Below are 25,896 nucleotides of genomic sequence, written 5' to 3'. Positions count from 1 at the left end.
TCCCGTTCATCACAGATCGGCTGGATACGGGAAGCTCGCCGCCGTCAGCGGTGGCGTATTGTAAAACGATTGTAATGCACGAATAAAGCTTGCCGGGCGCGCGGGAATCCCCTCTTCCAGATACTGCATCACTTGCGCATGCACACGTCGTTGGAAATCAATTCGGTCCGGCTCGCAGTCGCCGTTCAGGTTGTCGCAGCTAACGTTAAACGGAAAACCCGCCGCAACGCAGAATAACCAGTCGAAGGCCTGAGGTTTAATTTCCACTACCTCGAACTGGCTTTGCGTCGAGGCATCGCGGCCATCAGGGCAATACCAGTAACCAAAATCGACCTGCAAACGCCGCTGTGCGCCGGCAATGCACCAGTGAGAAATCTCATGCAGTGCGCTGGCATAAAAACCGTGGGCAAACACAATCCGATGATACGGAATCTCATCATCTGCCGGCAGATAGATAGGCTCATCGTCGCCTTTTACCAGCCGGGTATTGTATTCATCGCCAAAGCAATCATTAAAAATATCAATCAGTTGCTGATAGTGGTGCGTCGTTGTCATGGTATCTGTTGTTATCATAAAATTGTTATCATAAAAACTGTCCCAGCCAGGCAGCAATCGCGTGCCCGTGGCTGTCATAAATCAGCTTGCCGCTCATGATAGCGGAAACCAGCACCAGCATAGGACGAATCAGCTTTTGCCCTTTCGTCATCACCATTCTGGCGCCAAGCCGTGCCCCGAGGATCTGCCCGATCAGCATCACCCCTCCGACCACCCAGACCACTTTTCCGCTGAGCATGAAAAACAACAACCCACCGAAGTTAGAGGTAAAGTTCAGGATTTTGGCATTCGCCGTCGCTTTTGCCAGATTGAAACCATACAAGGTGACAAAGGCCAGAGCGTAAAATGACCCAGCACCGGGACCGAAAAAGCCATCATAAAAGCCGACGCAGCCGCCTGCCACAATCGCAAATGGAAGCGGCGACAGGCGACGCTGCCGATCTTCATCGCCGATTTTGGGCGTAAGTAAAAAGTAGAGGCCGATGCCGATGATGAGAAACGGCAACAGCTGGCGCAGAAAATCAGCGTGGATTTGCTGAATCAGCCAGGCACCAAAGGTCGAACCGAGAAACGTCAGCGCAATAGCCAACTTCTGCTCGCCCAAGTTCACCGCACGACGACGAATAAAATACAGGCTGGCGGAAAAAGATCCGCCGACAGCCTGAAGCTTATTCGTTGCCAGTGCCTGCGCGGGGGATAAGCCGGCCGCCAGCAAAGCTGGAATCGTCAATAGCCCACCACCACCAGCAATCGAATCGATAAACCCTGCCAACGCCCCGACAAAAAACAGCACAGCCAGCATTTCTGGCCCAAGAACTAACCAGTCCATCGTTATTTGTTATCTCGCGGCAAAATGTCTGTCGAGCAATGCCTGACAGGAAGGCGGCAGCGGCGGTGGCGTCGTTTTCTCTGGCGCTTCGCTACTCGGCTGCTTCGGCTGGAACCAACTGGTTAATTCAGCACCGCATCCGTCACCGATTGGCGGCTCGCTCTGTTCCTGACATTCCAGACTGTCTGCCGGGCAACGCAGACGCACGTGCATGTGCGCACGATGCGCAAACCAAGGGCGTACTTTACGCAACCAGTCACGATCGTGACCCGCTTCAGCACACAGCTGTTTTTTAATCGCCGGATTGACGAAGATACGCGTCACGTCGCTGTCCAGTGCGGCAGTCTTGATCAGGGTAGTGACTTCCGGTCGCCAAACGCGTGGGTTGACGTTAAGCCCGCTAGCGTTAACCAAATCGATAGGCTGCGGTTTCAGCAGTTGTTGTTCACTCCAGCGCTGTCTGGGCAACTGTAGCCAGATGTCCACATCCAGCCCGGATTGGTGACTCGCGTGGCCACTGCTGAAACGTCCGCCGACAGGCATTCCCATATCGCCCACCAGCACATTACCTGACGTCGTGCGTTTAACCTCGGTACTCAGGCGCTGAATGAACGCGAGAAGATCGGGGTGACCAAAATAGCGGCGCTGATCGATGCGCATCACCTGATAATCCAGAGACTGCAACGGCAGAGGCTGGGCACCGATGATACAGCCATTAGAAAAACTACCAATTGACTGCGGCGTACCTGCAACTGGATGCGCAATCTCCTGCCAAGGCGTTTTCGCCCATGCGGCATTCGACAACAACGACGCACTCAGCGCCAGCGCGAGAACCCCGATTAACCCTTGTTTCATTATTTTTTACCAGCGAGGAACCTGACTATTCACATCCCCACACTGTGCGCGTTGGCGCAGCAGGTGATCCATTAACACAATCGCCATCATCGCTTCAGCAATCGGCACAGCACGAATACCCACGCACGGATCGTGACGCCCACGTGTGACCATTTCAGTTGCTTCACCCAGGCGATTGATGGTTTTTCCCGGCACCATAATGCTGGAGGTTGGTTTCAACGCCAGATGCGCAACAATGTTCTGCCCGCTGCTGATCCCACCCAAAATGCCTCCGGCATGGTTGCTCTGGAATCCTTCCGGTGTGATTTCGTCACGATTTTCGCTGCCACGTTTAGTGACAACCGCAAATCCGTCGCCAATTTCAACGCCTTTCACCGCGTTAATACTCATCAGCGCGTGAGCCAAGTCGGCATCCAAACGGTCAAAAACTGGCTCGCCTAACCCAACAGGCACCGATTCCGCCACGACGCTGACCTTCGCACCAATGGAATCGCCCTCTTTTTTCAGCGCTCGCATCAGTTCATCCAATGCTTCCAGCTTGTCGATATCTGGGCAAAAGAACGGGTTTTGCTCAACCTGTTCCCAGTCTTTTAGTTCGCAGGTGACATCGCCAATCTGCGACAGATAACCACGGACCTTCACACCATGTTGCTGTTGCAGGTATTTCTTCGCAATCGCTCCCGCAGCAACGCGCATCGCGGTTTCGCGTGCGGAAGAGCGGCCACCGCCACGGTAATCACGCAGGCCGTACTTTTGTTCATAGGTATAATCGGCGTGACCGGGGCGGAAGACATCTTTAATCGCACCGTAATCCTGAGAACGTTGATCGGTGTTTTCAATCAACAGACCAATACTGGTTCCTGTTGTCACGCCCTCAAAAACGCCGGACAGAATCTTGACCTGATCGGGCTCACGACGCTGCGTTGTATAGCGCGATGTCCCCGGACGGCGGCGATCCAAATCATATTGCAAATCCGCTTCCGTCAGCGGGATACCCGGCGGTACGCCATCAACAATGCACCCCAGAGCAATACCGTGGGATTCACCAAATGTAGTGACGCGGAAAAATTGCCCAATACTGTTGCCTGCCATCACAACTCCTTCGCATGTGTTCTGTTTCTGCCTTACCGACTGAGCTGATGCACAAACAGTAAGGCTGATGAATATCGTTATGACCGTTTAATCACGGTAAGCGCTAAAATGGTCTTTACAATCAACCAGCTGTGATTGGGTTAGCATAAACACGCCGTCACCACCATTATCAAACTCCAGCCAGGTGAACGGAATCTCTGGATATTGATCGATCAGGTGCACCATGCTGTTACCCACTTCGCAAATCAGCACGCCGTCGTCGCTAAGATAGTCTGGCGCACAGGCCAGAATACGACGAACCAGATCCAGACCGTCATTGCCCGCAGCCAGCCCCAGTTCAGGTTCGAAACGGAATTCCTGCGGCAGATCGGACATATCTTCTTCATCCACATACGGTGGATTGGTCACGATCAGATCATAGCGAATCGCAGGTAAATCGCGGAACAGGTCAGAACGAATCGGCGTCACGCGGTATTCCAGCTCGTGCTGCTGAATATTTTGCTCGGTCACCGCAAGCGCATCGTTGGAAATATCCACCGCATCGACTTCTGCTTCTGGGAACGCCTGAGCGCAGGCAATAGCGATACAGCCGCTGCCAGTACACAGATCCAGAATAAGGTTTGGCGCTTTTGGCAGTTGCTCATCAAAGTAATTATTGATCAGCTCACCGATAGGAGAACGCGGCACCAGCACACGTTCGTCAACGTAGAATTCCAGACCGCAGAACCAAGCTTTGTTGGTCAGATAGGCGACCGGGATCCGCTCATTGACGCGACGGATCACGCGTTCAACAATGCGCTGCCGTTCGCTGGTGATCAAACGGGACGTGTACATATCTTCAGGAATATCGAGCGGCAGATACAGGCTAGGCAATACCAGCTGTATAGCTTCATCCCAGGGATTATCCGTCCCGTGACCGTAATAGACGTTGGCTGCGTTAAACCGGCTGACAGCCCAGCGCAACATATCCTGAATGGTATGAAGTTCACTGACGGCCTCATCGACGAAAATTTTGTCCAAGGGTGTCCTCCGCAGACAGTTCTGAATAGGAAATTGGCGCTTAGTTTGCCATGAAGCCCGCGACAAATCAGCAGATATAACCGACTGAACGCGCTCCGATACAGACTTTTATTTAGCGACAGCGGAGAGACAAGGTAAACTGATCGGATGTTGACGCAAGATGAATAAAACATGAGTAATAAATATTCGCTGAATGACGACGAATTGCAGCTTTTTCGCACGTCAATCACTGGCACAAAAAAGTTGCGTCAGGATACCTATACCCACAAACCCCTGCGCAGAAAAATAGGCGAGTTGCCTGCCAAACGGGTCTTGCAGGAACAGGTCGATGCCAGTTTTTATTTTTCGGATGAATTTCAGCCACAGTTGGATGCAGAAGGTCCAACGCGCTATGTCCGCCCTGGCGCCAGCCATTATGAATTGAAGAAACTTCGGCGAGGGGATTATTCACCGGAGTTATTTTTGGATTTACACGGTCTGACGCAGCTTCAGGCAAAACAGGAGTTGGGCGCGCTGCTGGCAGCCTGTCGCCGGGAGCATGTTTACTGCGCCTGCGTGATGCACGGACACGGCAAACATATCCTTAAGCAACAAACGCCGCTCTGGCTGGCACAGCACCCTGATGTGCTGGCTTTTCATCAGGCTCCGAAAGAATTTGGGGGAAATGCGGCGTTGCTGGTACTGGTTGCGCTGGAAGCCCCTTCTCTTGAGTAATCTTCGTCATACCTCAAGCATGCCGAGGCGTGTAACAAGCTACACGCCTTATACCGCATAAATATTAAGTTTCTCGATGAGAAATCAGGGCTTCGCGGTCAGTTGTGCAGGGCTAACTTGCCAGTGCAGAATGCCATTGCCGGATTCAATATCCACCTTCACGCAGGCAATCGCGGACGTGGCGAACATCGGAGCCGTTTCATTCTGGCATAACTCTGCAACCAGATAGCCCACCAGCGGCAGATGTGAAACAACCAGAACCGCACTCACACCTTCTCTCGCCAGCGTTTGCAGGTAATAACTGACAAGCTGAGCATCACCACCGGGCGTCAGTTCATTGAGGCAATCCGCTTCTTCAGGTAGAGGTAAGGATTTTTTCACCACGTCGAGCGTTTGCTGAGCGCGTAAATAAGGACTCACCAGAACGCGCTCAATATCGATATTTTGCTCGTTCAACCAACACGCCATCTGAAGAGATTCCTCACGACCACCGTCACTCAATGGCCGGATTGCATCACTCGCTGCATCAAGTACCGCATCACCATGACGCATTATCAACACTTGCATATCACACCGCTATGTTAATGAAATATATGATGTATCTTCTATAATCCACGCTGCATAGGCAGGAATTATCCTGCACCTGAGACTCGAATTATGTGAGGTCTAACCTGTTTTATCTCTGTAGGTTACCTGAGTTTCTCGCCCTGATAAACTCATCTGACATCGGGTTTCGGTATGGAGCATGCCCCACTCCCGCTTGTCCGTAGTAATTGCATGATAAATAAAAGGTTTAAAGACACTTAACCGAACACATCGTCTTGGGAAGACATATCCACAGAGCTAAGATGGACATTATAATCAATTACAAATAAATCAATTTATTTTACTAAAAATCAGATTAAAAATAAAAAATCAGCACAAAACACTAACAAGACCATAAAAATCGATGATTTGCACTTTTTTAACACATATCAATTTTGCAATATTGTTAAACAACCACTCTACTTCTATCTTTATCTTAAATAGTGTTTTTTGTTCTTCACTTTATATAAACAAGGTAATTATACGGAATATAACGTCATATAATAAAAATAGATCGCTCTCCTATTTATGGATCATCGTGCAACTCAGGATAACGCCAAAGAGTCTTTCTGTTTTTTATATGCCCGCCATTATTCACCGCCACGGAAGAGAAAGTTAGCAATACGTTTCCTTTATAGCGTTATTTTCACCATGCGAAAAACGCTGAAATATTAGCAATATATATTTCAGCAGTACGACATTTTTGTGTCAGTCGTTTTGTAAATCAGGAAAGGGAATAAATCCCCTGTATTTTCCCGATAGCTCAACTCACGACATATAAATATCCGTACTGATTAAAACGACTGGTTATGGTTTCTTTTGTAATAGTCACCCGTACGAGCAGTTTTCACGAAAATCAATACGTTTTCGTGAAGACACTTTCGATGAAAATAAGTGAGATACATATAAATAAAGGAATCGTTATGAATTCTAGACGTATAACATTACCCATTCTGGCTACATTACTCACCACATTCGGCCTCTCTCCCACCGCCAGTAGTGTAACGATTAATGGTCAGATTCCTGTATCACTGACCATTACCGCCGCCTGTTCAGTCGACAACGGTGGAGGTGCAGGCACCACCTGGGGGACCATCGACTTTGGCTCCCATTCAAACCTGATGACTAACATTGACAGTCAGGTGACTAACAGTGGAGCCAGCGGAATTACCATCAGTTGCCCTGTCGGCCTATCAGCCGCATTGAAGATAGGTGCAGGTGGGAACGCACTCGACTCGCTACGTAGGCTCACACCGGGTACGGGCACCTATAATGTTCCTTATCGTTTATACAGTGACTCAACACGCTCGACAGAAATTCCAATCTCAAGTGCTACTGGGATTGCGATTACTGCAACAGGTAACCCACTGCTAATTCCAATTTACGCACGCATTGTTCCAACAGACCAAACGGTTATGTCCCCTGCTGCAGGATCGTATACCGATACCATCACTGCCACTATCGAATGGTAATTTTTTACAGGTCGACATGCCCATATGTCGGCCTTTTTCGGGTCATTGACCCACGAAGGAAGGAGCAACTATGCCATCATATTTTAACACGATGCTACATTTACTGGCTGCCCCCGCAGTTCAGGATGCCAACAATGACAATATTCAGGCTAAGTAACCGCAGGTACTGAAATGCCTTTCCCGTCGATACTATTTTGGTCTCTTCTGCTGCCCGGAACTGTTATCCCTACAGTGGCGATGGCGCTCACCGTGAGCAGTACATTCGACGTCGACGCGACCATACAAAAAGGCTGTGTGTTTGGCACCAACACGGCCGCCAGCCAGCCCAATATGGGGACGTTTGACTTCGGGACACACAGTTCCACGGCGACCAACGTGGATATCGCCAGCACGGGGGGAGGCGGATCGATTATCGCCACCTGCACACCGGGCATTAACGCCATTATTGAGTTGGACTACGGCGCTAATGGTGGCAGCAGCACACAGCGTTATCTGAAAAATGCGGCAGGAACACGCCTATTGGCCTACCAACTTTACCGCGATGCCGCACGCACGCAGGTATGGGGAACGGGGGGGCTGGCACTCAGTATTGTCTCTTTTCCCGCCACATCCCAAACCTACACCGTTTATGCCCGCTATTTCGGCGGCACACCTCTTCCTCCCGCGGGGGTTTATACCGATAACGTGACCGTTAACCTGATTTATTAAAAATAAAATAGGGTACATACAGGATGAAAAGGAAAATGACGTTTTTTATTCGGGCAATGGTCTTTTTGTTGAGCAGTATTAGCCTGTCTTGCTTTGCTGCCAGTTCTATCCTCGTTTGGCCGATTTATCAGGTCATTGAATCAGATGAGAACAGTTCAGCACTGTGGCTGGAAAATAAGGGCAATGCGCCCGTCGGTCTACAAATCCGTATCATGTCCTGGAAGCAAATAGATTTTCAGGATCGTTATGCTGAACAAAGTAACGTGATTGCCACACCACCGTTTATGACGCTGGAACCGGGTAAACGCAATATGGTGCGCCTGATTCGCGTCACACCGCCCCCTGCCAATACTGAACAGGCTTACCGCATCATCGTGGATGAAATATCGGCACCCTACCAACAAGATGCCCCCCAGATGGGGTTGCAATTCCAGATGCGCTATCTGCTGCCTCTGTTCCTTGATGGTCAAGGCATCTGGACACATGTTCGCCCAGAAAAAAAGCGTACCAACACCGAACCTACGCTACCTGTACTCAGTTGGCGAGTCAGTGCAGTTGGCGGGAAAAACTATCTTTATGTCCGCAACCGAGGCGTGGTACATGCTCGCCTGAATAACGTCTATTGGTCTACCGACAGAAGCGGGAAAGGAAGCCGGACCACGTTAACCGAGGGCTTTTTAGGCTATGTGTTACCGGGCCAAGAGATGCGCTGGCCACTGCCCGCAGGCTTATCCACTCCGGGCGCGGCAATGCAGCTCTTCACTCACCTGATTGATATCACCGAACCCATTTTGATTAAACGCGAATGATGGCACGGTTAATAACAGAGGCGTGTTTATTGACCGAGCGGCCATGGTGGTGTCAGACATGAAGATCATGCATCTGTTCATGTATGCCTCGTTTGCGCTGCTGTATTCTGCGACGGTTTTCGCGGAAGACTATACCGATCTTCCCGCCCCTCCCCGCGCCATGCCCTCGGTCGGCGAGTCCATTTATTATTTAACGCTTTCAGTTAATGGGCAAAGTGATGATGAGGTTGTCCCTGTCACTTACCGTGCAGGGAACTATTATGTGGATGCCGCTGCGTTGCGTTCGAATTACGTCCGTCTACCGGATCAAAGCACGGGACTCGTCAATGTCAGCGCACTACCAGAGGTTACCGCCGATTACGATCAGGCGATACAGCAGCTAAAGCTCACCGTGCCCACACTCTGGCTACCGGAGCAATCTGTTGAAGGCGGAGGGCAAAACATGGAGCGTTACTCAGCCCGCAGCAGCCCCGGTTTGCTGTTCAACTATAACCTGTATTACACCTCACCCCGTGACAATTCAGATTCGCTCAGTAGCTGGATGGAGCAACGCTTTTTCAGCCCCTACGGAACCTTATCCAATACGGGGATCTACTATTTCACCTCGGGTAGCAGTAACACACAGCAAGATGGCTATCAGCGTTTTGATACCTATTGGCGCTACAATGATAACGAACGCATGATCACCTATCAGGTTGGCGACCTGATTAGTAACTCTCTGACGTGGAGCAATTCGGTGCGTATGGGCGGCCTACGTATTGCCCGCAATTTCGGCCTTCGCCCAGATATCGTGACCTATCCAATGTTGCAATATACCGGTACGACCGCCGTACCCAGCACGCTGGATCTATTTATCAACGGCTATAAGGCAAACAGTACCAGCCTGAACGCCGGTCCTTTCACCCTAACCAATACGCCTTACCTGAACGGCGCAGGGGAAGCGACCGTCATTACTACGGACGCCCAGGGACGGCAGATTTCCACCACGATCCCTTTTTACGTCTCCAACACATTGCTAAGAAAGGGATTGAGCGATTTCGATCTCTCGGTTGGCGTTTTGCGCCAGAATTATGGTGTACAGAATAATTCCTATACTGACGATCCAGCCGTCAGTGGCATCTATCGATATGGGTTAACCAATACACTGACGGTGTCGGCACATGGAGAAGCCGTACAGGGTCTGTATCTACTCGGTGCAGGGACCGATTTTACCCTTGGCCGCTGGGGGACGCTGAGTTCGTCCTACAGTCAGAGCGAAAAGGAAGCAACCGGACACCAATACACCGCAGGTTACTCCTACTATACCTCTGCATTTGGTCTAAGCGTTCAACATGCCAAGCGTAGCGAAGAATACCGAGATTTAACGGCCGTTCTCACGGCTGGCCGCCTCAGTAAGGAAAGCAATCAGGCAACGATCAGCAGCCAAATCTTCGGGGAAGGCAATGGTTCCTTCGGCGTGGGGTATTTCGATATTCGCGCTTACGATTCAACTCGCACCCGCCTACTGAATCTCTCTTTCAGCAGACAGGTCTGGCAAGGCAGTTCCCTCTACCTCGCTTTCAACAAAGAGCTGGGGGGAAATGGCTACAGTACCCAACTCCAGTTCGTCATGCCTTTTGGTAACAACGGTAACATCAATGCTGGTGTTCAACGCGACAGTAATGGTGATTATTCACCCCGCGTAGGGATAAACCGTACCGCGCCGACAGAAGGTGGCTTCGGCTGGAACGCGGCCTATGGCGCAGGCAAAAATCCTTATCATCAAGGCGCACTAAATTGGCGCAGCCCGTATGCCATGCTAACTGCCGGGACCTATGGCAATGAGGGAAATACCACACAGTGGGGGGAGATGAGCGGCTCGCTGATCTACATGAACGGAGGGCTTTTCCCCAGCAACCGCATCAACGACGCCTTTATCGTTGTCGATACGGAGGGATACCCCGATGTCCCGGTAAAATATGAAAACCAACTGGTGGGAAAAACCAATAAACGTGGTCATTTACTCGTACCGTGGGTCGTGTCCAATTACCCCGCGAAAGTGGAAATCGATACGTTACAACTACCAGCCAACGTCACTACCCCACACGTGGAATCACGCGTGTCGGTAAAAGAAGGGAGCGGTACCGTCGTGACGTTCCCCGTTCATGTCATGCGCTCCGCCAACATTATGCTGCGCAATACGGACGGTAATCCTCTCACCATCGGCACCTGGATAACAGACGAAGCCAGTGGCAACACTACGATCAGCGGCTACGATGGTCTGGCCTACTTTGCCAATCTGGGCACCTCTAACCGCTTACGCTTTAAACAAGAAGACGGACGGCTGTGCCGCGTGGCGTTCTCACTGCCGGAATCACAGACCATGATGGCAACCATCGGCCCGCTTACCTGCCAGACTGACTCAAAAGGATAAAACGATGCTGACCCCGATACCGCAGATCCAGCACCTCTTCGCCGCCCGTTGGTTACATCTGGCCTTCCTGTTGATGGCACTGTATTACGCACCTTTTAGCTATGCTGCCTGTACCACGCCACCCAGCAGCACTCCGCTTGGGCCTTATGCTTCTTCCGTGGTCGGCGTTAACGGTACGCCACAGATCGTAGCATCGGGAAGTGGATTTCGCTGTACGGGGAGTGTGTTGAGTTTAGCCAGTACCAATACCATCACCGCGACGATACAGAGTGACAGCAACCCCAGCGGCACCACGATGCGGATGCGCAGAGGGACAAGCACAGACTATGTTCCTTATAGTCTGTGTATGGATTCTGGCTGCAGTACGCTCTATAACATCAACTCGACCTATACCTGGAGCCGGACGACCTTTCTGGACATCTTAGGTCTATTCAACTCCACTGACGGCACGATGCCGATCTATATCCGCACCAGTATAGGCAACAACGTTTCCGCTGGGACCTATACCGACACGGTGACTATCAAATGGGATTATCGACTTTGTACACTGGGTGTATTCGGCCTCTGCTCTTACGATGAGGGATCAACGACCTCAACCCTTAATATCACCATGACCATCACCAATGATTGCCAGATCACCAGTGCGCCGAATATCAGCTTTGGTACGGCTGCGTTTCCCGCCGATTTCGCGGCGGTTAACAGCAACCTAGGCGTTCGCTGTACGCTGCTGGGTGCCTATACCGTCAAGCTCGTCAGTACCCATCCCGACGATGCCAACTGGCGCAGAATGACAGCAACCGTCGGTGGAACCCCTAACTACCTGCAATACCAACTCTATCGTGCAGAGAACACCGCATGGACCGAGACTAACGATTATAGCGGGACGGGCACGGGAATTACGCAGAGTATCCCGTACACTGCCCGCATTAATGCCAGTCAGGCCAATAAACCGGAGGGGGCGTATAAAGACACCGTCACAATCAACGTCACGATTAACTAGTGCTACTGTCTTCACCAGCGGGCGAATAGAACGTCCGCTGACTTTCACGCATCGTAAGTAAACGTTCACAGGGTGCGAATCGATCGCCATATTGTTGTTGCAGTACCAGCAGTGTTTTCACTACCGTTTCCATCCCCAAACGATCCATGTAGTGGAACGGGCCTCCGAGGAAAGGCGGGAAACCAATGCCAAATACCGCGCCGATATCGCCGTCACGAGCACATCGAATCACGCCTTCATCCAAACAACGCGCCGCCTCATTTAACATCATCATCACGGCACGCTGGCTGATTAACGCAGGATCGATATGCGCCTTCGGCGTTACATCCAACAGTGGATAAACCGAGCTATCCACCTCTTTCGTGTGCCAGAAACGGCGCGTTTTATTGTACCGATAGAACCCTTTGCCATTCTTACGCCCTTTGCGCCCATCTTTCAGGATCGCATCAAACGCAGGCGGAGAGGTAAAGCGATCGCCGAGCTCTTCACTCAGCACCGGTACAATTTTGGTTGCCACATCAATACCGACTTCATCCAACAGCGCTAGCGGGCCGACGGGGAAACCAAAACGCACCAACGCATAGTCAATCGATTCAACAGGCTCCCCTTCCAGCAGGCAATAAGCTGCTTCATTGATGTACGGCGCCAATATACGATTCACATAAAAACCCGCGCTGTCGCCTACGACGATCGCAGTTTTTCCCTGCTTTCTCGCCAAAGCAACCGTCGTCGCAACCGTCTCCGCGCTGGTGTGCGCGTGGGGGATGACTTCAACCAGCGGCATTTTATCTACCGGGCTGAAATAGTGCAGACCAACAACCTGCTGTGGACGACGCGCGCCCTCTGCGATCTGATGGATCGGCAACGAAGAGGTATTTGACGCAAAAATAGTATGCGCTGCAGCATGATCTTCAATCTCCGTCACCATTTGCCGCTTCAGCGCCAGATCTTCGAAGACCGCTTCAATGACGATATCCGCATGTTCAAAGCCGCGATAGTCCGTACTGCCGGAGATTAACGTCATCAAACGCTGGCGCTCCGTCGGCTTCATCCGTTTACTCTGAACGCGCTTGGTCAGTAATTGCCAGTTGTACTTCAACGCATGATTAATACCCTGTTCATTGATATCTTTAATACGTACAGGTAACTGCCCGCGCGTTGCCGTCACGCTGGCGATCCCTCCGCCCATCAACCCGCCGCCGAGAATACCGACACGATGGATCGGCTTCGCCTCAGAGGCCGCACCGGTGGTTTTCTTTAAGGCATTAGTGGCAAAGAACAAATGGCGTAGTGCAGCAGACTCCGGCGTCATCACCAGTTTGCCGAACGCTCGTGCTTCCTGCCGATACCCTTCTTCACGACCTTTTTCTATTCCCCGACGTACCACCTGAATGATCTTTTCAGTGGCTGGATAGTTGCCGTGTGTTTTTGCGCGAGTCTTGCGTTTCACCACGTTGAAAAGCAAATGACGAATGCCAGGACTGCTCAGCAGACGCGAACGCCAACCCAACGGCACCACCTTCCTTTTGCCTTTTTTGAGAATTTCGACTGCGGTATCCAGCAGGATATCGTGCGGAACCGCTTCATCAACCAGCCCCTGCCGTAGCGCCTGGCTCGCCCGGAGATGGCGCCCCGTCAGAATAAGATCCAGCGCACTATCCAGACCAATCAAGCGCGGCAAACGCTGCGTTCCACCTGAGCCGGGAAGGAGGCCAAGTTGCACTTCCGGCAATCCCAGCACCGTCTTTTCATCCAGCGAGCAGACCCGATAGTCGCAGGCTAACGCCAATTCTAGCCCACCACCTAAACAAGCACCGTGAATCGCAGCCACCACAGGGAAAGGTAACGCAGCAATCTGATCAAACGTTTCCTGCCCTTGTTTGGCCAGATTTTCGGCCTGCTCAGCGCTACTGCACTGGTTCAACATGGTGATATCCGCACCAGCGATAAACGAATCAGGCTTGGCGGAAATAAAGATTAGCCCCCTGAGCGTCGCATTTTTCCGGGCTAGCTCAAAGACCGAGAGAATCTGTTCTGCAAATTCACTCTTTAGCGTGTTCACTTTCTCGCCGGGAACATCAATGCTGATCACACCGATATTGTCCGGCCGAATGGTGAGGGAAAAAGCAGACGGGCTTTCCGTTACAGACGATGTTGCAACGGAGAAAGGCTGTTGTTCGTTCATGGCGTCACCTCCAGTACCATTGCAGCGCCCAATCCGCCCGCCGCGCAGGCGGTGGTTAATCCCAGTCCGCCACCGCGACGACGCAGCTCATTCAGCGTTTGGGTGATCATCCTCGCGCCAGTCGCGGCAAAAGGATGACCATAGGCAATAGAGCCACCGAGCACGTTAAATTTGGCACGGTCCACTTCACCCAGTGCGGCATTTCTACCCAATTGATTCCGAGCAAATTCATCGCTGGCAAACAGCTTCAGATTTGCCAGCGTCTGGGCAGCAAAGGCTTCGTGCATATCAATTAATGTCAGATCGGCCAACGTCACGCCAGCTCTTGCCAGCGCAAGCGGGGAAGCATAAGCAGGTCCCAACAACATATCACGCTGCACACCGATGGCGCTGAATGCATAACTGCGCAGGTAGCCTAACGGCGTAAGCCCCAGACTTTTGGCCTTGGATTCACTCATCATCAGAACTGCCGCCGCACCATCCGTCAGCGGCGTACTGTTTGCGGCCGTCACCGAACCATGTCGGCGATCGAATGCTGGACGTAGACGCGAATACTGCTCAATGGCGGAGTCATGGCGCACGTTGTTATCTTCACTCAACGCCTTCTCATAAGGGGGAACATAAGCCGTCATCACTTCATCTCGCAGCACGCCAGATTCCCAGGCCTGTGCTGCCAGCTTGTGCGAGCGATGTGCCAACTCATCCTGTTCTTCACGCGTGATACCATAGGTTTTTGCCATCTGTTCAGCGGTGTCGCCCATACGCAGCCCGGTAGAATATTCCGCCACCGCAGGCGCAACCGGGAGCAAGTCTTTCGGACGCAGGCCGCTCAACAACGTCAACTTCTGGCTCAGCGTTCGGGCCTTGTTCATATCCACCAACGTTCTGGCCAGCGCTTTACTGACGCCAATAGGCAGCACGGAAGACGAATCCGCTCCCCCGGCAATACCGACTTCGACGGTTCCTGCCATAATGCTTTCCGCCACATTGGCAACAGCCTGAAAGCTGGTCGCGCAGGCGCGTGAAACGCTATACGCATCGGTGTGTACGCTCATGCCCGTGCCGAGCACGATCTCTCTGGCGATATTCGGTGCTTCAGGCATTTGGACCACCTGCCCGAACACCAATAGTTCGATCAGCTCAGGATCGATACCGGTTCGGACAAGCAATTCACTGGTAACAAGCTTCCCTAACTCGATGGCAGGTACGCCATGGTAGGCCGTCGCCTGCCGGGCAAATGGGGTGCGTAATCCGCTCACGAAAGCAATGCGATCGCCACGGCGGGTTATCAGAGGTAATACCTCGCTCATAAACGCTCCTGTTAACCAAAAATAAAGTACGCCCACAACAGGTCAGACCTGATTTCATTGTTAACCAAATAGTTACATTACGCAAAGCTGAGCAACATAAAAGTGTGAAGAGCATGCCGTTGTCCGCGAGGAGAACAGACGAGATGGCCGCTGAGCAGTGATTTCAGCAGCCATCTCGGTATTGATTACATCAGGTGAGGGAATGCGTGCGGCGAAAGTCTGCTTTCACACTTTCCAGCAGGGAAGGTTCTGTCAATAAGCGGTAACCCGAGAGCGCCAGAGCCTGTGCGGCCACCAGCAACGCCTGATCGCCCTGTAGGGAAATGGCGGCATCACGAAACGCGGGCGTGTGCGCCACCAGATCGTCAGGGCCAATTTTGATATAGCAATGGCTGACGGGGATAACGTGACTGGCATTACCGGCATCCGTGGAACCAAGGCCACGTCGTGGCTGGTCGGAGAGCGTTTCTCCCAACGCCACCAGTTCTTCTCCCACGATGGTATCCAGCAGTCTATTAGTAATCAAATCCTTAACGGGATTTTGGAATCGCTCAACCTTCAGCGTACTCCCCGTTGCCAATGCGGCACCTTCCGCTACCGCCCGAACTCTTTCACTGACGGCCTGCGCACGCTGCCAGGTTGAGGCTCGAATATAAAACCGCGCAGACGCATATTCAGGAATGATATTTGGCGCTTCTCCGCCGTGGGTAATAATACCGTGGATACGCGTATCGCCCGGCAGTTGCTGCCGCAGCGCGTTGATACCGGTAAAGAGTTGAATCACCGCATCCAGCGCGTTAATTCCCTCTTCTGGAGACGCTGAAGCATGTGCCGCTCGGCCGGTAAAATGGAAATCCAACGGATCGACAGCCAGACTGGCAGAGGTCAGTTGCGTTTTACCCGAGCCATGAATCATCAACGCAGCATCAATACCATCAAATATGCCCGCATCCGCAAAGCTGCCTTTGGCACTGCCGTTAACGCCGCCCTCCTCCGCTGGTGTGCCAAATACCCACACCTCTCCCCCCGTCTGGTCCACAACGTGCGAGAGCGCAATCGCTGCCGCCACGCTGCTCGTGCCAATCAGATTGTGGCCGCAGGCATGCCCCAACCCCGGCAACGCATCATATTCGGCCAGATAGCCGATCCGTGGTCCGCTGTTCGCCGAACCTTTGTGTGCCACGAAGCCCGTTTCATGCCCGGCGATATCCCGCGTTACGGTAAAACCGGCGTCACGCAGCAGGCCCGTCAGGGTTTCTGCGGCAAAATACTCCTGATTGCCCAGTTCGGGGCGGGCATGGATCTGGTGGCTAACCTGGAGATATTTCTGTGCGGTCTGTTCAAAATGCGATCGGATGATGCCCCGATGATGGGAAATTAACTCACTCATTCTTCGCCTCCTGATGTCATCATTACGCGAGCCATATGAATAAAAAAGATAGGCTTATTGCTTTCTCAAATCGTCTTCAAGCTGGTTAAGTTTGTCCTGCAAATCTTTAGCGGGTAGATCCACGACGACCGCGACGCCTTTTGTATCCTCTTTGACTGCCGCAATCACATCAGGCTGGTGATATAGCGCCACAATCCGCTGGTAGACCGGATTGTCTTTATCCTTTTCCCGAGCGGCAAACACGTTTACATAAGGTAGAGCAGACGGCGCAGTAGGATCGTCCTGAAACAGGATCTTGTCGGCAGGCAAACCTGCATCCACTGCCACGCCCTGATTGACGACCGATGCTGCCACATCAGCCAGCACGCGCGGGGTCTGTTGTGCTACCACCGGCAGAATTTTCAGCTTGCGTGGGTTCTCGACAATATCGTCAGGCGTCGCGTGCAATCCCGCACCGTCTTTCAACGTGAGCAAGCCGGATGATTCCAGCACCTTGAGTGCACGCCCTTGATTGGACGGATCGTTTGGCAAGGCAATTTGCGCACCCTGAGGAATATCCTTCAGCTCGCGGTATTTCTCCGAATACAGCGCCATAGGCACAATTTGTGTCGTGCCGATCGGAACAATCGTAAGTTGGTTATTCACGTTGAACTGACTGAGGAAAGCCAAATGTTGAAACGCGTTAAGATCGACATCACCGTTAGCCAGCGCTTTATTAGGTAATGCATAGTCCGAAAAACTGATCAGTTTGATGTTGATGTTCTCCGCTTTCGCTTTTTGCGTCAGCACCTTCCAATATGCGTCTTCACTTCCCGCTACGCCGATGGTCACATCCACAGGCTTTTGTGCTGCGCCAGCCTGTAAGGAGAGCGTCAACAGCGCTCCTAATACCATTTTTTGCCATGTCATTGTTCGCTCCTTAATTAAATGAAGGCCCAGTGAAATATCGACTTAACTCCACCGTCGCCATGGGGTGTTAGCGCCGCATGATACGGCGGGAAAAATAGTTGCCAGCATGTTGAGCCAGTTGAACCAGCACAATCAGAATCACCACTGTGACGACCATGACCGAGGTGTTAAACCGGTTGTAGCCGTAGGTCATTGCCAAATTGCCCAATCCACCGCCGCCAACCATTCCGGCAACGGCAGAGAAATCGACCAGAGCAACAGTAATAAATGTCAGCCCCATAATCAGCGGGCCCAGCGCTTCCCGAATCAGTACCCCCGTAATGATCTGCAAAGGGGTCGCACCCAGTGCGCGTGCAGCCTCAATCATGCCGGGATCGACCGACATCAGATTGTTTTCCACTACCCTCGCAATCGCGCAAGCGGCAACCAGAATCATGGGGAAAATAGCAGCAGCAATACCGATGGTGGTTCCCACAACCATGCGTGTCATGGGGCTAACCGCCACCAGAAAAATAATGAACGGAATGGGCCGCACAATGTTGATAACCAGATTCAACAACACAAACAGCACGCGATTTTCAAATAATCCTCCCGTACGGCTTAGAAACAGCAACAAGCCCAAACCAATGCCCAGAACGCTGGCAAATAACAACGTCACTAATACCATCGCCAACGTTTCACCAGTGGCGACCAGCAGCGTCTGCCAGAATGTCGTCCAATCAACCCTCATGACTCACCTCCCTGACTTCCACCGTTTGCGCCAGCGTTTCCAGCGCGGCAGCAATACTGTCTGGCGGGCCAATAAACTCCACAATCAGGCTGCCGAACAACGCCCCCTGTAACTCGCTGATATTGCCGTAAATAATGTTGTAATCGATAAGCGGATGCAGGCGTGCCGTTTGTGACAACAGCGGTACACTGGTTGAGCCATCATGAAAAATGAGCTGGTATAACGAACCGGAATGGCGTGATTGCAGCGTCTGCAATAACCGAGGAGGTAGACGATCGTTAAAAATTGAGCGCACAAAATTGCGTGTGGTTTTATGCTCAGGACGGGTGAAAATATCGACCACACGTCCCTGTTCGATAACCCGACCTTGTTCCATGACGGCAACCCGGTGGCAAATACGGCGGATCACATTCATCTCATGCGTGATCAACAAGATCGTGATGTGATATTGGCGATTGATACTCTCCAGCAACTGAAGAATATCCTCCGTGGTTTCGGGATCCAGCGCTGAAGTCGCCTCGTCGCAAATTAGAATATCCGGTGAGCTAACCAGCGCTCTGGCAATGCCGACGCGCTGTTTCTGCCCGCCGGAAAGCTGCTCGGGATAGTGATCCTTCTTATCTTCCAGGCCGACAAAGCGCAGCACTTCGTCAACCCGCTGCTGTATCTGTTGGCGATTCATACGCGCCAAGCGTAGCGGCCAGGCAACATTACCCGCTACCGTTCGCGACTGAAATAAATTGAACGTTTGGAAGACCATGCCAATGCGACGCCGGAGTTGGCGCAAAGCGTCTGAGGAAAGCAAAGTGATATCCTGCTGGTTAATCGTCACTTTCCCTTCCGTTGGCGTTTCCAGCAAATTAACCAGACGCAACAGCGTACTTTTGCCTGCTCCGCTGAAGCCGATGATGCCGAAAATCTCTCCTCTATCAATGTCCAATGTGACATCTTTCACGGCATACAGCGTTTTACCCTGTGTCGTAAACGACTTGCTAACATGCTCAAAACTGATCAAAACAGGACTCGATTTTGTATAAAGAAATAATACTGAAATTAAATAGAATCACAGAGTTATCTGCCAGAAACAAAAAATGCTATCCAATTGCGATTGTTTGCTAACGGCAAAAGAGAGAGGGAAACACGAGGCGTAATTCGGTATAGCGCATTATCAATGCGAACAACAGAAAGACCGTAGGAAAGGGAAATACACGTGAGTGGAGAGAGAAAAACATCTGGCAGGCATAATAAACCAGTGCCTACCAGAAAAAATACTTAACGCAGGCCGAGCTGGAAAATCATCGTTTCAGCCTGACAGCTGAACGTAAAATCAATATCCAGTTTAACGCCGCCATCTACCTCTTCCAACGTACTAACGATTTCGCAAGGTTCAGATTCTACCGCACGCGCTTTTTCCGTCAGAGCGGCTAATGTCGCTTCCGCGTCAGAACGATTGCCGAAAACTTTGCTGTAAGATGCCGTGCAATCGGTATTATCCATGATTGTGCCAACATCGACACAGCAGCAGGCTGCGGTTTCTTCAGCACTGCATTTGTTGATTACGTTCGTCATGATGCTTTCCTCTTAAGGCGCGGGAGATATGATCCAGTTCAAAAATTTTTATCTTCTTCATATTTTACTCCCTCATCCCAAAGCAGTACCAGTACTTCATGCCAGCCGGTAATTTTAGTGATATCAGTCACATTAATGTGTTATTACGCGGTAAAAGCCGGGTAATATCTCCTCACACAAATTAACCAAAACGTTAAGCAGATCTAAATTCTGCATCATTTTGGAAATATTTCGAATACACAAACGCAACATTATCGTATTCCCAACTTATACTTTGGCAACTGGTCTGATTTGTCAGGCTGAGTGCGCCCCCTACAATGCGCGTCCCTTGTTACCCCGTGTAACAACGTTAAATAACAAGCATATAAAGAGGTTTTGGTCATGAGCCAGAAAAACCTGTTCAAACAATCCACAATTGCTGTTGCGGTGGCCCTGTTTTCAGCAAATGTGTCCGCGGCTGGTTTCCAGCTTAATGAATATTCATCATCAGGTCTGGGACGCGCGTTTTCTGGTGAAGGTGCCATAGCCGACAATGCGACCTCCGGCAGCCGTAACCCAGCGACCATGACCATGTTTGACCGCCCCTCGTTCTCCGGTGGTGTTACCTATATCAACCCGGATATTGACGTCAGCGGTTCAAACCGGCTGACAGGCAATGATGCTAGCGCCAAAAATATCGCGCCACACGCCTGGGTACCAAACCTGCATTTCATTATGCCGCTTAATGAGCAATGGGCAATTGGTGCTTCCGCCACCACTAACTACGGTCTGGCGACGGAATTCAATGATAGCTATGCAGCAGGATCTATCGGTGGCAAAACCGACCTACTGACATCAAACCTGAATTTGAGCGCGGCCTACCGTCTGAACCAGCACTTCAGTTTTGGTCTGGGTGTTAACGCCGTCTATGCAGATGCTAAAATTACGCGTCATCTCGGCGATCTCAGCACGGCTCTACCTCGCAGTACTGAAATAGCGAAATTGGAAGGCAAGGAATGGGGATATGGCTGGAATGCCGGTATTCTGTACGAAATAGATGAAAACAACCGTGTCGGCCTGACCTATCGCTCGAAGGTGGATATCGACTTTAACGGTGATTACAGTAACCAATTGCCAACGAGTTTGGGTGGCTTCAACGGCTCAACCGTTCCCGGTAAGCTGACGTTAAATTTGCCGGAAATGTGGGAAGCATCAGTCTACCACCGCGTGGCGCCAAAATGGGCAGTGCATTATAGCCTGGCCTATACTAGTTGGAGCCAGTTCCAGGAACTGAAAGCAACAGGTAGCAACGGTCAAACCTTGTTCCAGAAAGAAGAAAACTTCCGTGATGCTTACCGCCTCGCACTCGGCACCACCTACTATCACGACGATAACTGGACGTTCCGTGGCGGTATCGCGTTTGATGACAGCCCAGTGCCGGCCGACAGACGTTCTATCTCCATCCCCGATCAGGACCGTTTCTGGTTGAGCGCAGGTACTACCTATGCCTTTAATAAAGACGCGTCTGTTGATGTTGGCGTGTCCTACATGCATGGTAAGAGCGTTAATATCAGCGAACGTGCACCGGGTGCCTTCAGTGCCGTCCAATATGACTTTACTTCCAAAGGTAAAGCCTGGCTGTACGGCGTGAACTTCAACTATGCGTTCTAAATAACCTACAGTTTTCTAAATAAAAGCAGGTAAGGTGACTTACCTGCTTTTTTATTGTCTGTATGTGCCAAGGTGAAAAACGCGAAGAAAGATGGTGTAAAACCCTTAGCGAAAACGACCAGAACATAATATTAAACAGGACAATAAGTTAACTCTATTTCGGGCTACAGCTATTGGTTACTACTTAATTTTGTGATTTTAAACACTTCCCAAGGACCTGGAGGTGCATATTGACCGTTTACAACACCGGCTCCAGCAGGATTCTGCTGGTCTATATTGCTTCCATCCAAACGTAAGTAAACATCCGGAAACTGTGCTGACCTAATGGTGAAGTTGCCTTCACTATTTTCTTCTATATAAAATTTTTCCCAAGGGCCAGGAGGAGTATATTGACAGTTTACAATCCCAGCACCAGCAGGATTCTGCCTGTCTATGTTGTTTCCATCCAGACGTAAGTAAGCATTTGGGAACGCTAAGGAACGTATTCTGCTAACATTATTTTCATCCGTTTCGATTGAAAATTTTTCATATTCTCCTGGAGGTCCATATTGTGCATTAACTGTGCCGAATCCAGCAGGATTTTGTTGGTTACTGCCTGATCCATCTATTCGTAAAAATACATTTTTGAAGTTCACAGATTGAATAGTAAAATATCCTACCCTCTGTTCAATGCGCTGTAATGTTACATTTGATGAGATAAGCGCCAGATTATTATCTACAAAGTCATTCAAGAAAATTACTGGCAAATTTCCAGGTGCTATTTGTGCTGCATTATTTCGCACCCACGGATAAGTGGTTTTATCAAAGCTTAATTTTGTTGACATTAACACAGAGGATGCATCGCTGAGTGAGAGGAATTCAGAGATGTATGCTGGAATGCTAATTGCGTTAGTCGCCGTATCCTGAAGCTGAAGAACCGTATATATCTTTCCTGCTGGAGGAGTTGGTTTGATACGTTTGAGTGCATTAATAATATTTTCAGGGTTTAGTGTGCTGTAATCGGCGTCGCTGTATGAATCATATTTTGATGCTAAATTCCAGTCTGCAATTTGATTTAGGAAAACTAATCTTTTTCCTTCGGAAATCAGATTGTCATAGCTGGTTTCTAGATCTGATGAATTCCCTATATTTATACTTTTGAATCTATTATTTATCGCAGATACAATTGATTCAAGCTCTTCTTTTTTGGGTTCTATTATTGAGTCAGATAACCCCTGCCCGTTCAAGCTGACAATAACAATCTCAGTTGGATTTTTTTCAAGCCATCCGAATACATCAGTCAGGAAAGCATTCAGGGAGTATCCCGGTATGATTGAATGAATATGATAGAAATCAGGTGCTACCGTGTTGAATGGGGAGGGAAGTTTTCCTGGTCTGAAATCAAAATAACGGCATCCTAAGTTTAGCTGGGTAGAAATATCGTCTTTTTGAGTAACAGCAAGCTTTATTAATAATCGCCTAAGTTTTGGTAGTCCTAAAGCTACTAATATTGGAACAGCAACGCCTAAAATAGGTGCCAGAAAACCTAAAAATGCAGTTAACAAAGCACTGTTATTAAGTATTTTATCCAATGCCTTTAAATCGAAAGATCCCGCATCATGAGAACCAGGCAAAGCAAAATTGTAAAACGGAGATGATTTGAGATTTGGATTTTTCTTTGCGGTATCACCCATCCAGTTGCTCATATTGGGTGTTATATAAACATAATTCTGATCCCTATTCGTTAAACCTCCAGAGCCAGAACCTGCATCGTAGAAACCATAAGATATTGCAGACGTTCCATTTATGATGGAAGGCGTTTTCATCATATCTTCAAAGTCTCCACTCATATTTCCAGTGAGACCATTTATTTCAATTTCTCGATGAAAGGGAGGTGTACTGTTAACAGTCCAATCAAACGTTCCTGTCACATGGAACGGTAAATCTGTATTGACTTCAAATTGATTAAATTGAAAAGAATCAAGAGAAGAGAATGTTTTATTAAAACTAGGTTTTTCACTTCCCGCATCATATTTTAATGCTACTATATTAAAGCTAACGCCATTAATATAAACACCAAAATCCACACCTTTACTTGGCATAATCGCTATCCTTGAAGAAGATAAATAACATTGAGTTTTTGAAAGGCTAAAAGATAACCTCGAAAGGAGGTGATCTAAGTTCTAGAATGACTTTCAAAAAAAATCAATGGTAAAAAATTAATTTTTAAATAAATGTAGCGCTGCTGAATGAATAATATTCAAGGATTTAACCACCTAACATATTGATAAAAATATACGTTTAGTCTTATCGAAACCTATCGAATTGTGATCTTGGAACACAAAAAAGGCCGCTTTCGCGGCCTTTGATCGTAAGCTCCGGTTAATACCGATTACTCAGGCTTAACCTCAATATAATCCAGACCCAGCGTGCTACTGGTGTAGCTGCGGATTTTATTGGTCATTTCAATATTACCGTCCAGCTTCTGACCATAAGACGGAACAATCTCTTTCAACTTGCTCTGCCATTCCGGCGTCGCGACTTTATCTTTAAACACTTTTTCCAACAGGCTCAGCATAATCGGCGCTGCGGTAGAAGCCCCCGGAGAGGCACCCAACAGGGCAGCAATCGATCCATCCTGTGAACTGACGATCTCGGTCCCCAGCTTCAACACGCCGCCTTTATCATCATCTTTCTTGATAATCTGAACACGCTGCCCGGCAACCGTCAGTCTCCAGTCTTCTTTCTTCGCGTTCGGGAAGTATTCCTGCAACGAAGCGAAGCGGTCATCGTCATCCATCATGACCTGGCCGATCAGATATTTCACCAGATCGAAGTTATCCAGACCGACGTGTGTCATCGGCATCACGTTGGAGAAAGTCACGGAACCGAGTAGATCCCACAGCGAACCGTTCTTCAGGAACTTGCTGGAGAAGGTAGCAAACGGCCCGAACAGCAGGACTGGCTTGCCATCAAAAATACGGGTGTCCAAATGAGGAACGGACATCGGTGGCGCCCCCACAGAGGCTTTACCGTACACTTTTGCCATGTGGCGCTTCACGATTTCCGGGTTTTCTGTCACCAGGAATTCACCGCCAACCGGGAAGCCACCGTATAGATCGGCTTCGGGAATACCGGTTTTCTGTAACAATTGCAGTGCCGCACCACCCGCACCGATAAAGACGAATTTCGCCTTAATCACGCTCTCTTTTTCACCGTTTTTCAGATCGGCGTAAGTCACGCTCCAGGTGTTGTCCGCATTACGTTTGATATCACGAACTTCTGAATTCAGGTGCAGCGCAAAGTTGGGCTTGGTTTTCATCGCACCAACCAGCTGACGCGTGATTTCACCGTAGTTCACGTCGGTACCGATAGGCATACGAGTCGCAGCAATCTTCTGAGCCGGATCGCGGCCTTCCATCACCAACGGAGCCCACTCTTTGATCGTATTTGGATCGTCAGAGAACTCCATGCCACGGTACAGCGTGCTGTGCTGCATCGCATCATAGCGGTGTTTCAGGAAGGTGGTATTCTCATCACCCCAGACAAAGCTGATGTGCGGCACACTGTTGATGAAAGAGTGTGGATTACTCAGCACACCGTTTTTCACCTGATAGGACCAAAACTGACGCGAGATTTCAAATGCTTCGGTGATTTCCAGCGCTTTGCTGATATTGATAGGGCCGTCGGGATTATCCGGCGTATAGTTGAGTTCCATGAAGGCCGAGTGACCCGTACCGGCATTATTCCAGCCGTTAGAGCTTTCTTCCGCCACATTATCCATACGCTCAACCATGTCGATGGACCAGTCTGGTTGCAGCTCTTGTAAATACACCCCAAGCGTAGAGCTCATAATGCCCCCGCCGATCAGAACCACATCCGTTGTCTTCTCTGTCGTTTTAGCATCTTCAGCCATCGCCAGTGGGGCGCTAACCACCACGCTGAGGCAGAAGAACATAGCAAGTAGTTTTTTCATGCTTATATCTCTATTTTTATAAGTGCAGGTAAATAGAATTCCAGGCATTCATTAACACGCGGGCGCGCTACTACGGGTAAAAAGCATCGTTCTTATGACCTTTTTGTTAATCACGTTGCTAACAAAAAAATCAGCACGCTGACACA

General features: G+C 50.0%; 22 protein-coding genes. 7 read left to right on the top strand and 15 right to left on the bottom strand.

Features of this window, described 5'->3' with window-relative positions; all coding sequences use genetic code 11:
• Window positions 1-9 precede the first annotated feature (9 nt).
• The 5 genes from CLR69_RS01445 to prmB form a co-directional block, all read right to left on the bottom strand.
• Window positions 10-555 carry an elongation factor P hydroxylase gene (locus tag CLR69_RS01445; protein ID WP_129706282.1) on the bottom strand — a complete coding sequence of 182 codons (546 nt, stop codon included), beginning with the start codon at window positions 553-555 and terminating at the stop codon, window positions 10-12.
• A gap of 28 nt (window positions 556-583) precedes the next feature.
• On the bottom strand, window positions 584-1,384 hold the full coding sequence (locus CLR69_RS01440) for a sulfite exporter TauE/SafE family protein (protein ID WP_129711839.1): 801 nt from the start codon (window positions 1,382-1,384) through the stop codon (window positions 584-586).
• 9 nt (window positions 1,385-1,393) lie between these two features.
• Window positions 1,394-2,239 (bottom strand): penicillin-insensitive murein endopeptidase, encoded by an 846-nt coding sequence (gene mepA, locus CLR69_RS01435; RefSeq protein ID WP_129705481.1) that lies wholly within the window; start codon window positions 2,237-2,239, stop codon window positions 1,394-1,396.
• A gap of 6 nt (window positions 2,240-2,245) precedes the next feature.
• The gene (gene aroC / locus CLR69_RS01430; RefSeq protein WP_129711840.1) at window positions 2,246-3,331 is read right to left on the bottom strand and encodes a chorismate synthase; all 1,086 of its coding nucleotides are present in this window, start codon (window positions 3,329-3,331) and stop codon (window positions 2,246-2,248) included.
• 87 nt (window positions 3,332-3,418) lie between these two features.
• Window positions 3,419-4,351 (bottom strand): 50S ribosomal protein L3 N(5)-glutamine methyltransferase, encoded by a 933-nt coding sequence (gene prmB, locus CLR69_RS01425; protein ID WP_129711841.1) that lies wholly within the window; start codon window positions 4,349-4,351, stop codon window positions 3,419-3,421.
• Window positions 4,352-4,522: 171 nt separating this feature from the next.
• Here prmB and smrB point away from each other — a divergent pair, with 171 nt between their 5' ends.
• Complete coding sequence (gene smrB, locus CLR69_RS01420; RefSeq protein ID WP_129705475.1) at window positions 4,523-5,065, top strand: endonuclease SmrB; 543 nt, start codon at window positions 4,523-4,525, stop codon at window positions 5,063-5,065.
• Window positions 5,066-5,149: 84 nt separating this feature from the next.
• Here smrB and sixA read toward each other — a convergent pair whose 3' ends face one another.
• On the bottom strand, window positions 5,150-5,632 hold the full coding sequence (gene sixA / locus CLR69_RS01415) for a phosphohistidine phosphatase SixA (RefSeq protein WP_129705474.1): 483 nt from the start codon (window positions 5,630-5,632) through the stop codon (window positions 5,150-5,152).
• Between the two features lie 941 nt (window positions 5,633-6,573).
• On the opposite strand from sixA, the gene CLR69_RS01410 reads away from it, so the two are divergent.
• The 5 genes from CLR69_RS01410 to CLR69_RS01390 all read left to right on the top strand — a co-directional run bounded on the left by CLR69_RS01410 (window position 6,574) and on the right by CLR69_RS01390 (window position 12,052).
• Window positions 6,574-7,122, top strand: coding sequence for a Csu type fimbrial protein (locus CLR69_RS01410; protein ID WP_129705472.1), 549 nt, complete (start codon window positions 6,574-6,576; stop codon window positions 7,120-7,122).
• Window positions 7,123-7,293: 171 nt separating this feature from the next.
• A complete protein-coding gene (locus tag CLR69_RS01405) occupies window positions 7,294-7,830 on the top strand; it encodes a Csu type fimbrial protein (RefSeq protein ID WP_129711842.1) in 537 nt (178 codons plus the stop codon).
• A 35-nt stretch (window positions 7,831-7,865) separates the two neighbouring features.
• The gene (locus tag CLR69_RS01400; RefSeq protein ID WP_129711843.1) at window positions 7,866-8,639 is read left to right on the top strand and encodes a fimbrial biogenesis chaperone; all 774 of its coding nucleotides are present in this window, start codon (window positions 7,866-7,868) and stop codon (window positions 8,637-8,639) included.
• Between the two features lie 58 nt (window positions 8,640-8,697).
• Complete coding sequence (locus tag CLR69_RS01395; RefSeq protein ID WP_129711844.1) at window positions 8,698-11,052, top strand: fimbria/pilus outer membrane usher protein; 2,355 nt, start codon at window positions 8,698-8,700, stop codon at window positions 11,050-11,052.
• Between the two features lie 4 nt (window positions 11,053-11,056).
• Window positions 11,057-12,052: a Csu type fimbrial protein gene (locus CLR69_RS01390; protein ID WP_129711845.1), complete on the top strand. Its 996-nt coding sequence runs from the start codon at window positions 11,057-11,059 to the stop codon at window positions 12,050-12,052.
• On the opposite strand, the gene fadJ is transcribed toward CLR69_RS01390, so the two are convergent.
• The 7 genes from fadJ to CLR69_RS01355 all read right to left on the bottom strand — a co-directional run bounded on the left by fadJ (window position 12,045) and on the right by CLR69_RS01355 (window position 20,145).
• Window positions 12,045-14,237 carry a fatty acid oxidation complex subunit alpha FadJ gene (gene fadJ, locus CLR69_RS01385; protein ID WP_129711846.1) on the bottom strand — a complete coding sequence of 731 codons (2,193 nt, stop codon included), beginning with the start codon at window positions 14,235-14,237 and terminating at the stop codon, window positions 12,045-12,047. The two genes, CLR69_RS01390 and fadJ, sit on opposite strands and share 8 nt — an antisense overlap.
• A complete protein-coding gene (fadI, locus tag CLR69_RS01380; protein WP_129711847.1) occupies window positions 14,234-15,547 on the bottom strand; it encodes an acetyl-CoA C-acyltransferase FadI in 1,314 nt (437 codons plus the stop codon). The genes fadJ and fadI overlap by 4 nt, the downstream gene beginning before the upstream one ends.
• 190 nt (window positions 15,548-15,737) lie before the next feature.
• Complete coding sequence (locus tag CLR69_RS01375; RefSeq protein ID WP_129711848.1) at window positions 15,738-16,937, bottom strand: M20 family metallopeptidase; 1,200 nt, start codon at window positions 16,935-16,937, stop codon at window positions 15,738-15,740.
• A 54-nt stretch (window positions 16,938-16,991) separates the two neighbouring features.
• On the bottom strand, window positions 16,992-17,846 hold the full coding sequence (locus CLR69_RS01370; protein WP_129711849.1) for a MetQ/NlpA family ABC transporter substrate-binding protein: 855 nt from the start codon (window positions 17,844-17,846) through the stop codon (window positions 16,992-16,994).
• 67 nt (window positions 17,847-17,913) lie between these two features.
• Window positions 17,914-18,576 carry a methionine ABC transporter permease gene (locus CLR69_RS01365; protein ID WP_129705454.1) on the bottom strand — a complete coding sequence of 221 codons (663 nt, stop codon included), beginning with the start codon at window positions 18,574-18,576 and terminating at the stop codon, window positions 17,914-17,916.
• On the bottom strand, window positions 18,566-19,591 hold the full coding sequence (locus tag CLR69_RS01360; RefSeq protein WP_129705452.1) for a methionine ABC transporter ATP-binding protein: 1,026 nt from the start codon (window positions 19,589-19,591) through the stop codon (window positions 18,566-18,568). Before CLR69_RS01360 ends, CLR69_RS01365 begins: the two co-directional genes overlap by 11 nt.
• Before the next feature lie 257 nt (window positions 19,592-19,848).
• On the bottom strand, window positions 19,849-20,145 hold the full coding sequence (locus CLR69_RS01355) for a YfcZ/YiiS family protein (RefSeq protein WP_129705450.1): 297 nt from the start codon (window positions 20,143-20,145) through the stop codon (window positions 19,849-19,851).
• Window positions 20,146-20,526: 381 nt separating this feature from the next.
• Between CLR69_RS01355 and fadL the strand changes: the two genes are divergently transcribed.
• Window positions 20,527-21,795: a long-chain fatty acid transporter FadL gene (gene fadL, locus CLR69_RS01350; RefSeq protein ID WP_129711850.1), complete on the top strand. Its 1,269-nt coding sequence runs from the start codon at window positions 20,527-20,529 to the stop codon at window positions 21,793-21,795.
• Window positions 21,796-21,965: 170 nt separating this feature from the next.
• Here the strand turns inward: fadL and CLR69_RS01345 are convergent, their stop codons facing one another.
• Entirely contained in the window at window positions 21,966-23,876 is a 1,911-nt protein-coding gene (locus CLR69_RS01345; protein ID WP_129711851.1) for a PI-PLC domain-containing protein, read from the bottom strand.
• 290 nt (window positions 23,877-24,166) lie between these two features.
• On the bottom strand, window positions 24,167-25,750 hold the full coding sequence (gene mqo, locus CLR69_RS01340) for a malate dehydrogenase (quinone) (protein WP_129711852.1): 1,584 nt from the start codon (window positions 25,748-25,750) through the stop codon (window positions 24,167-24,169).
• Between the last annotated feature and the right edge of the window lie 146 nt (window positions 25,751-25,896).

Source organism: Pectobacterium zantedeschiae, from assembly GCF_004137795.1.
Classification (GTDB): domain Bacteria; phylum Pseudomonadota; class Gammaproteobacteria; order Enterobacterales; family Enterobacteriaceae; genus Pectobacterium; species Pectobacterium zantedeschiae.
Note: the sequence above shows the minus strand (reverse complement) of the source record. Positions and strands in the feature narration are given on the sequence as shown.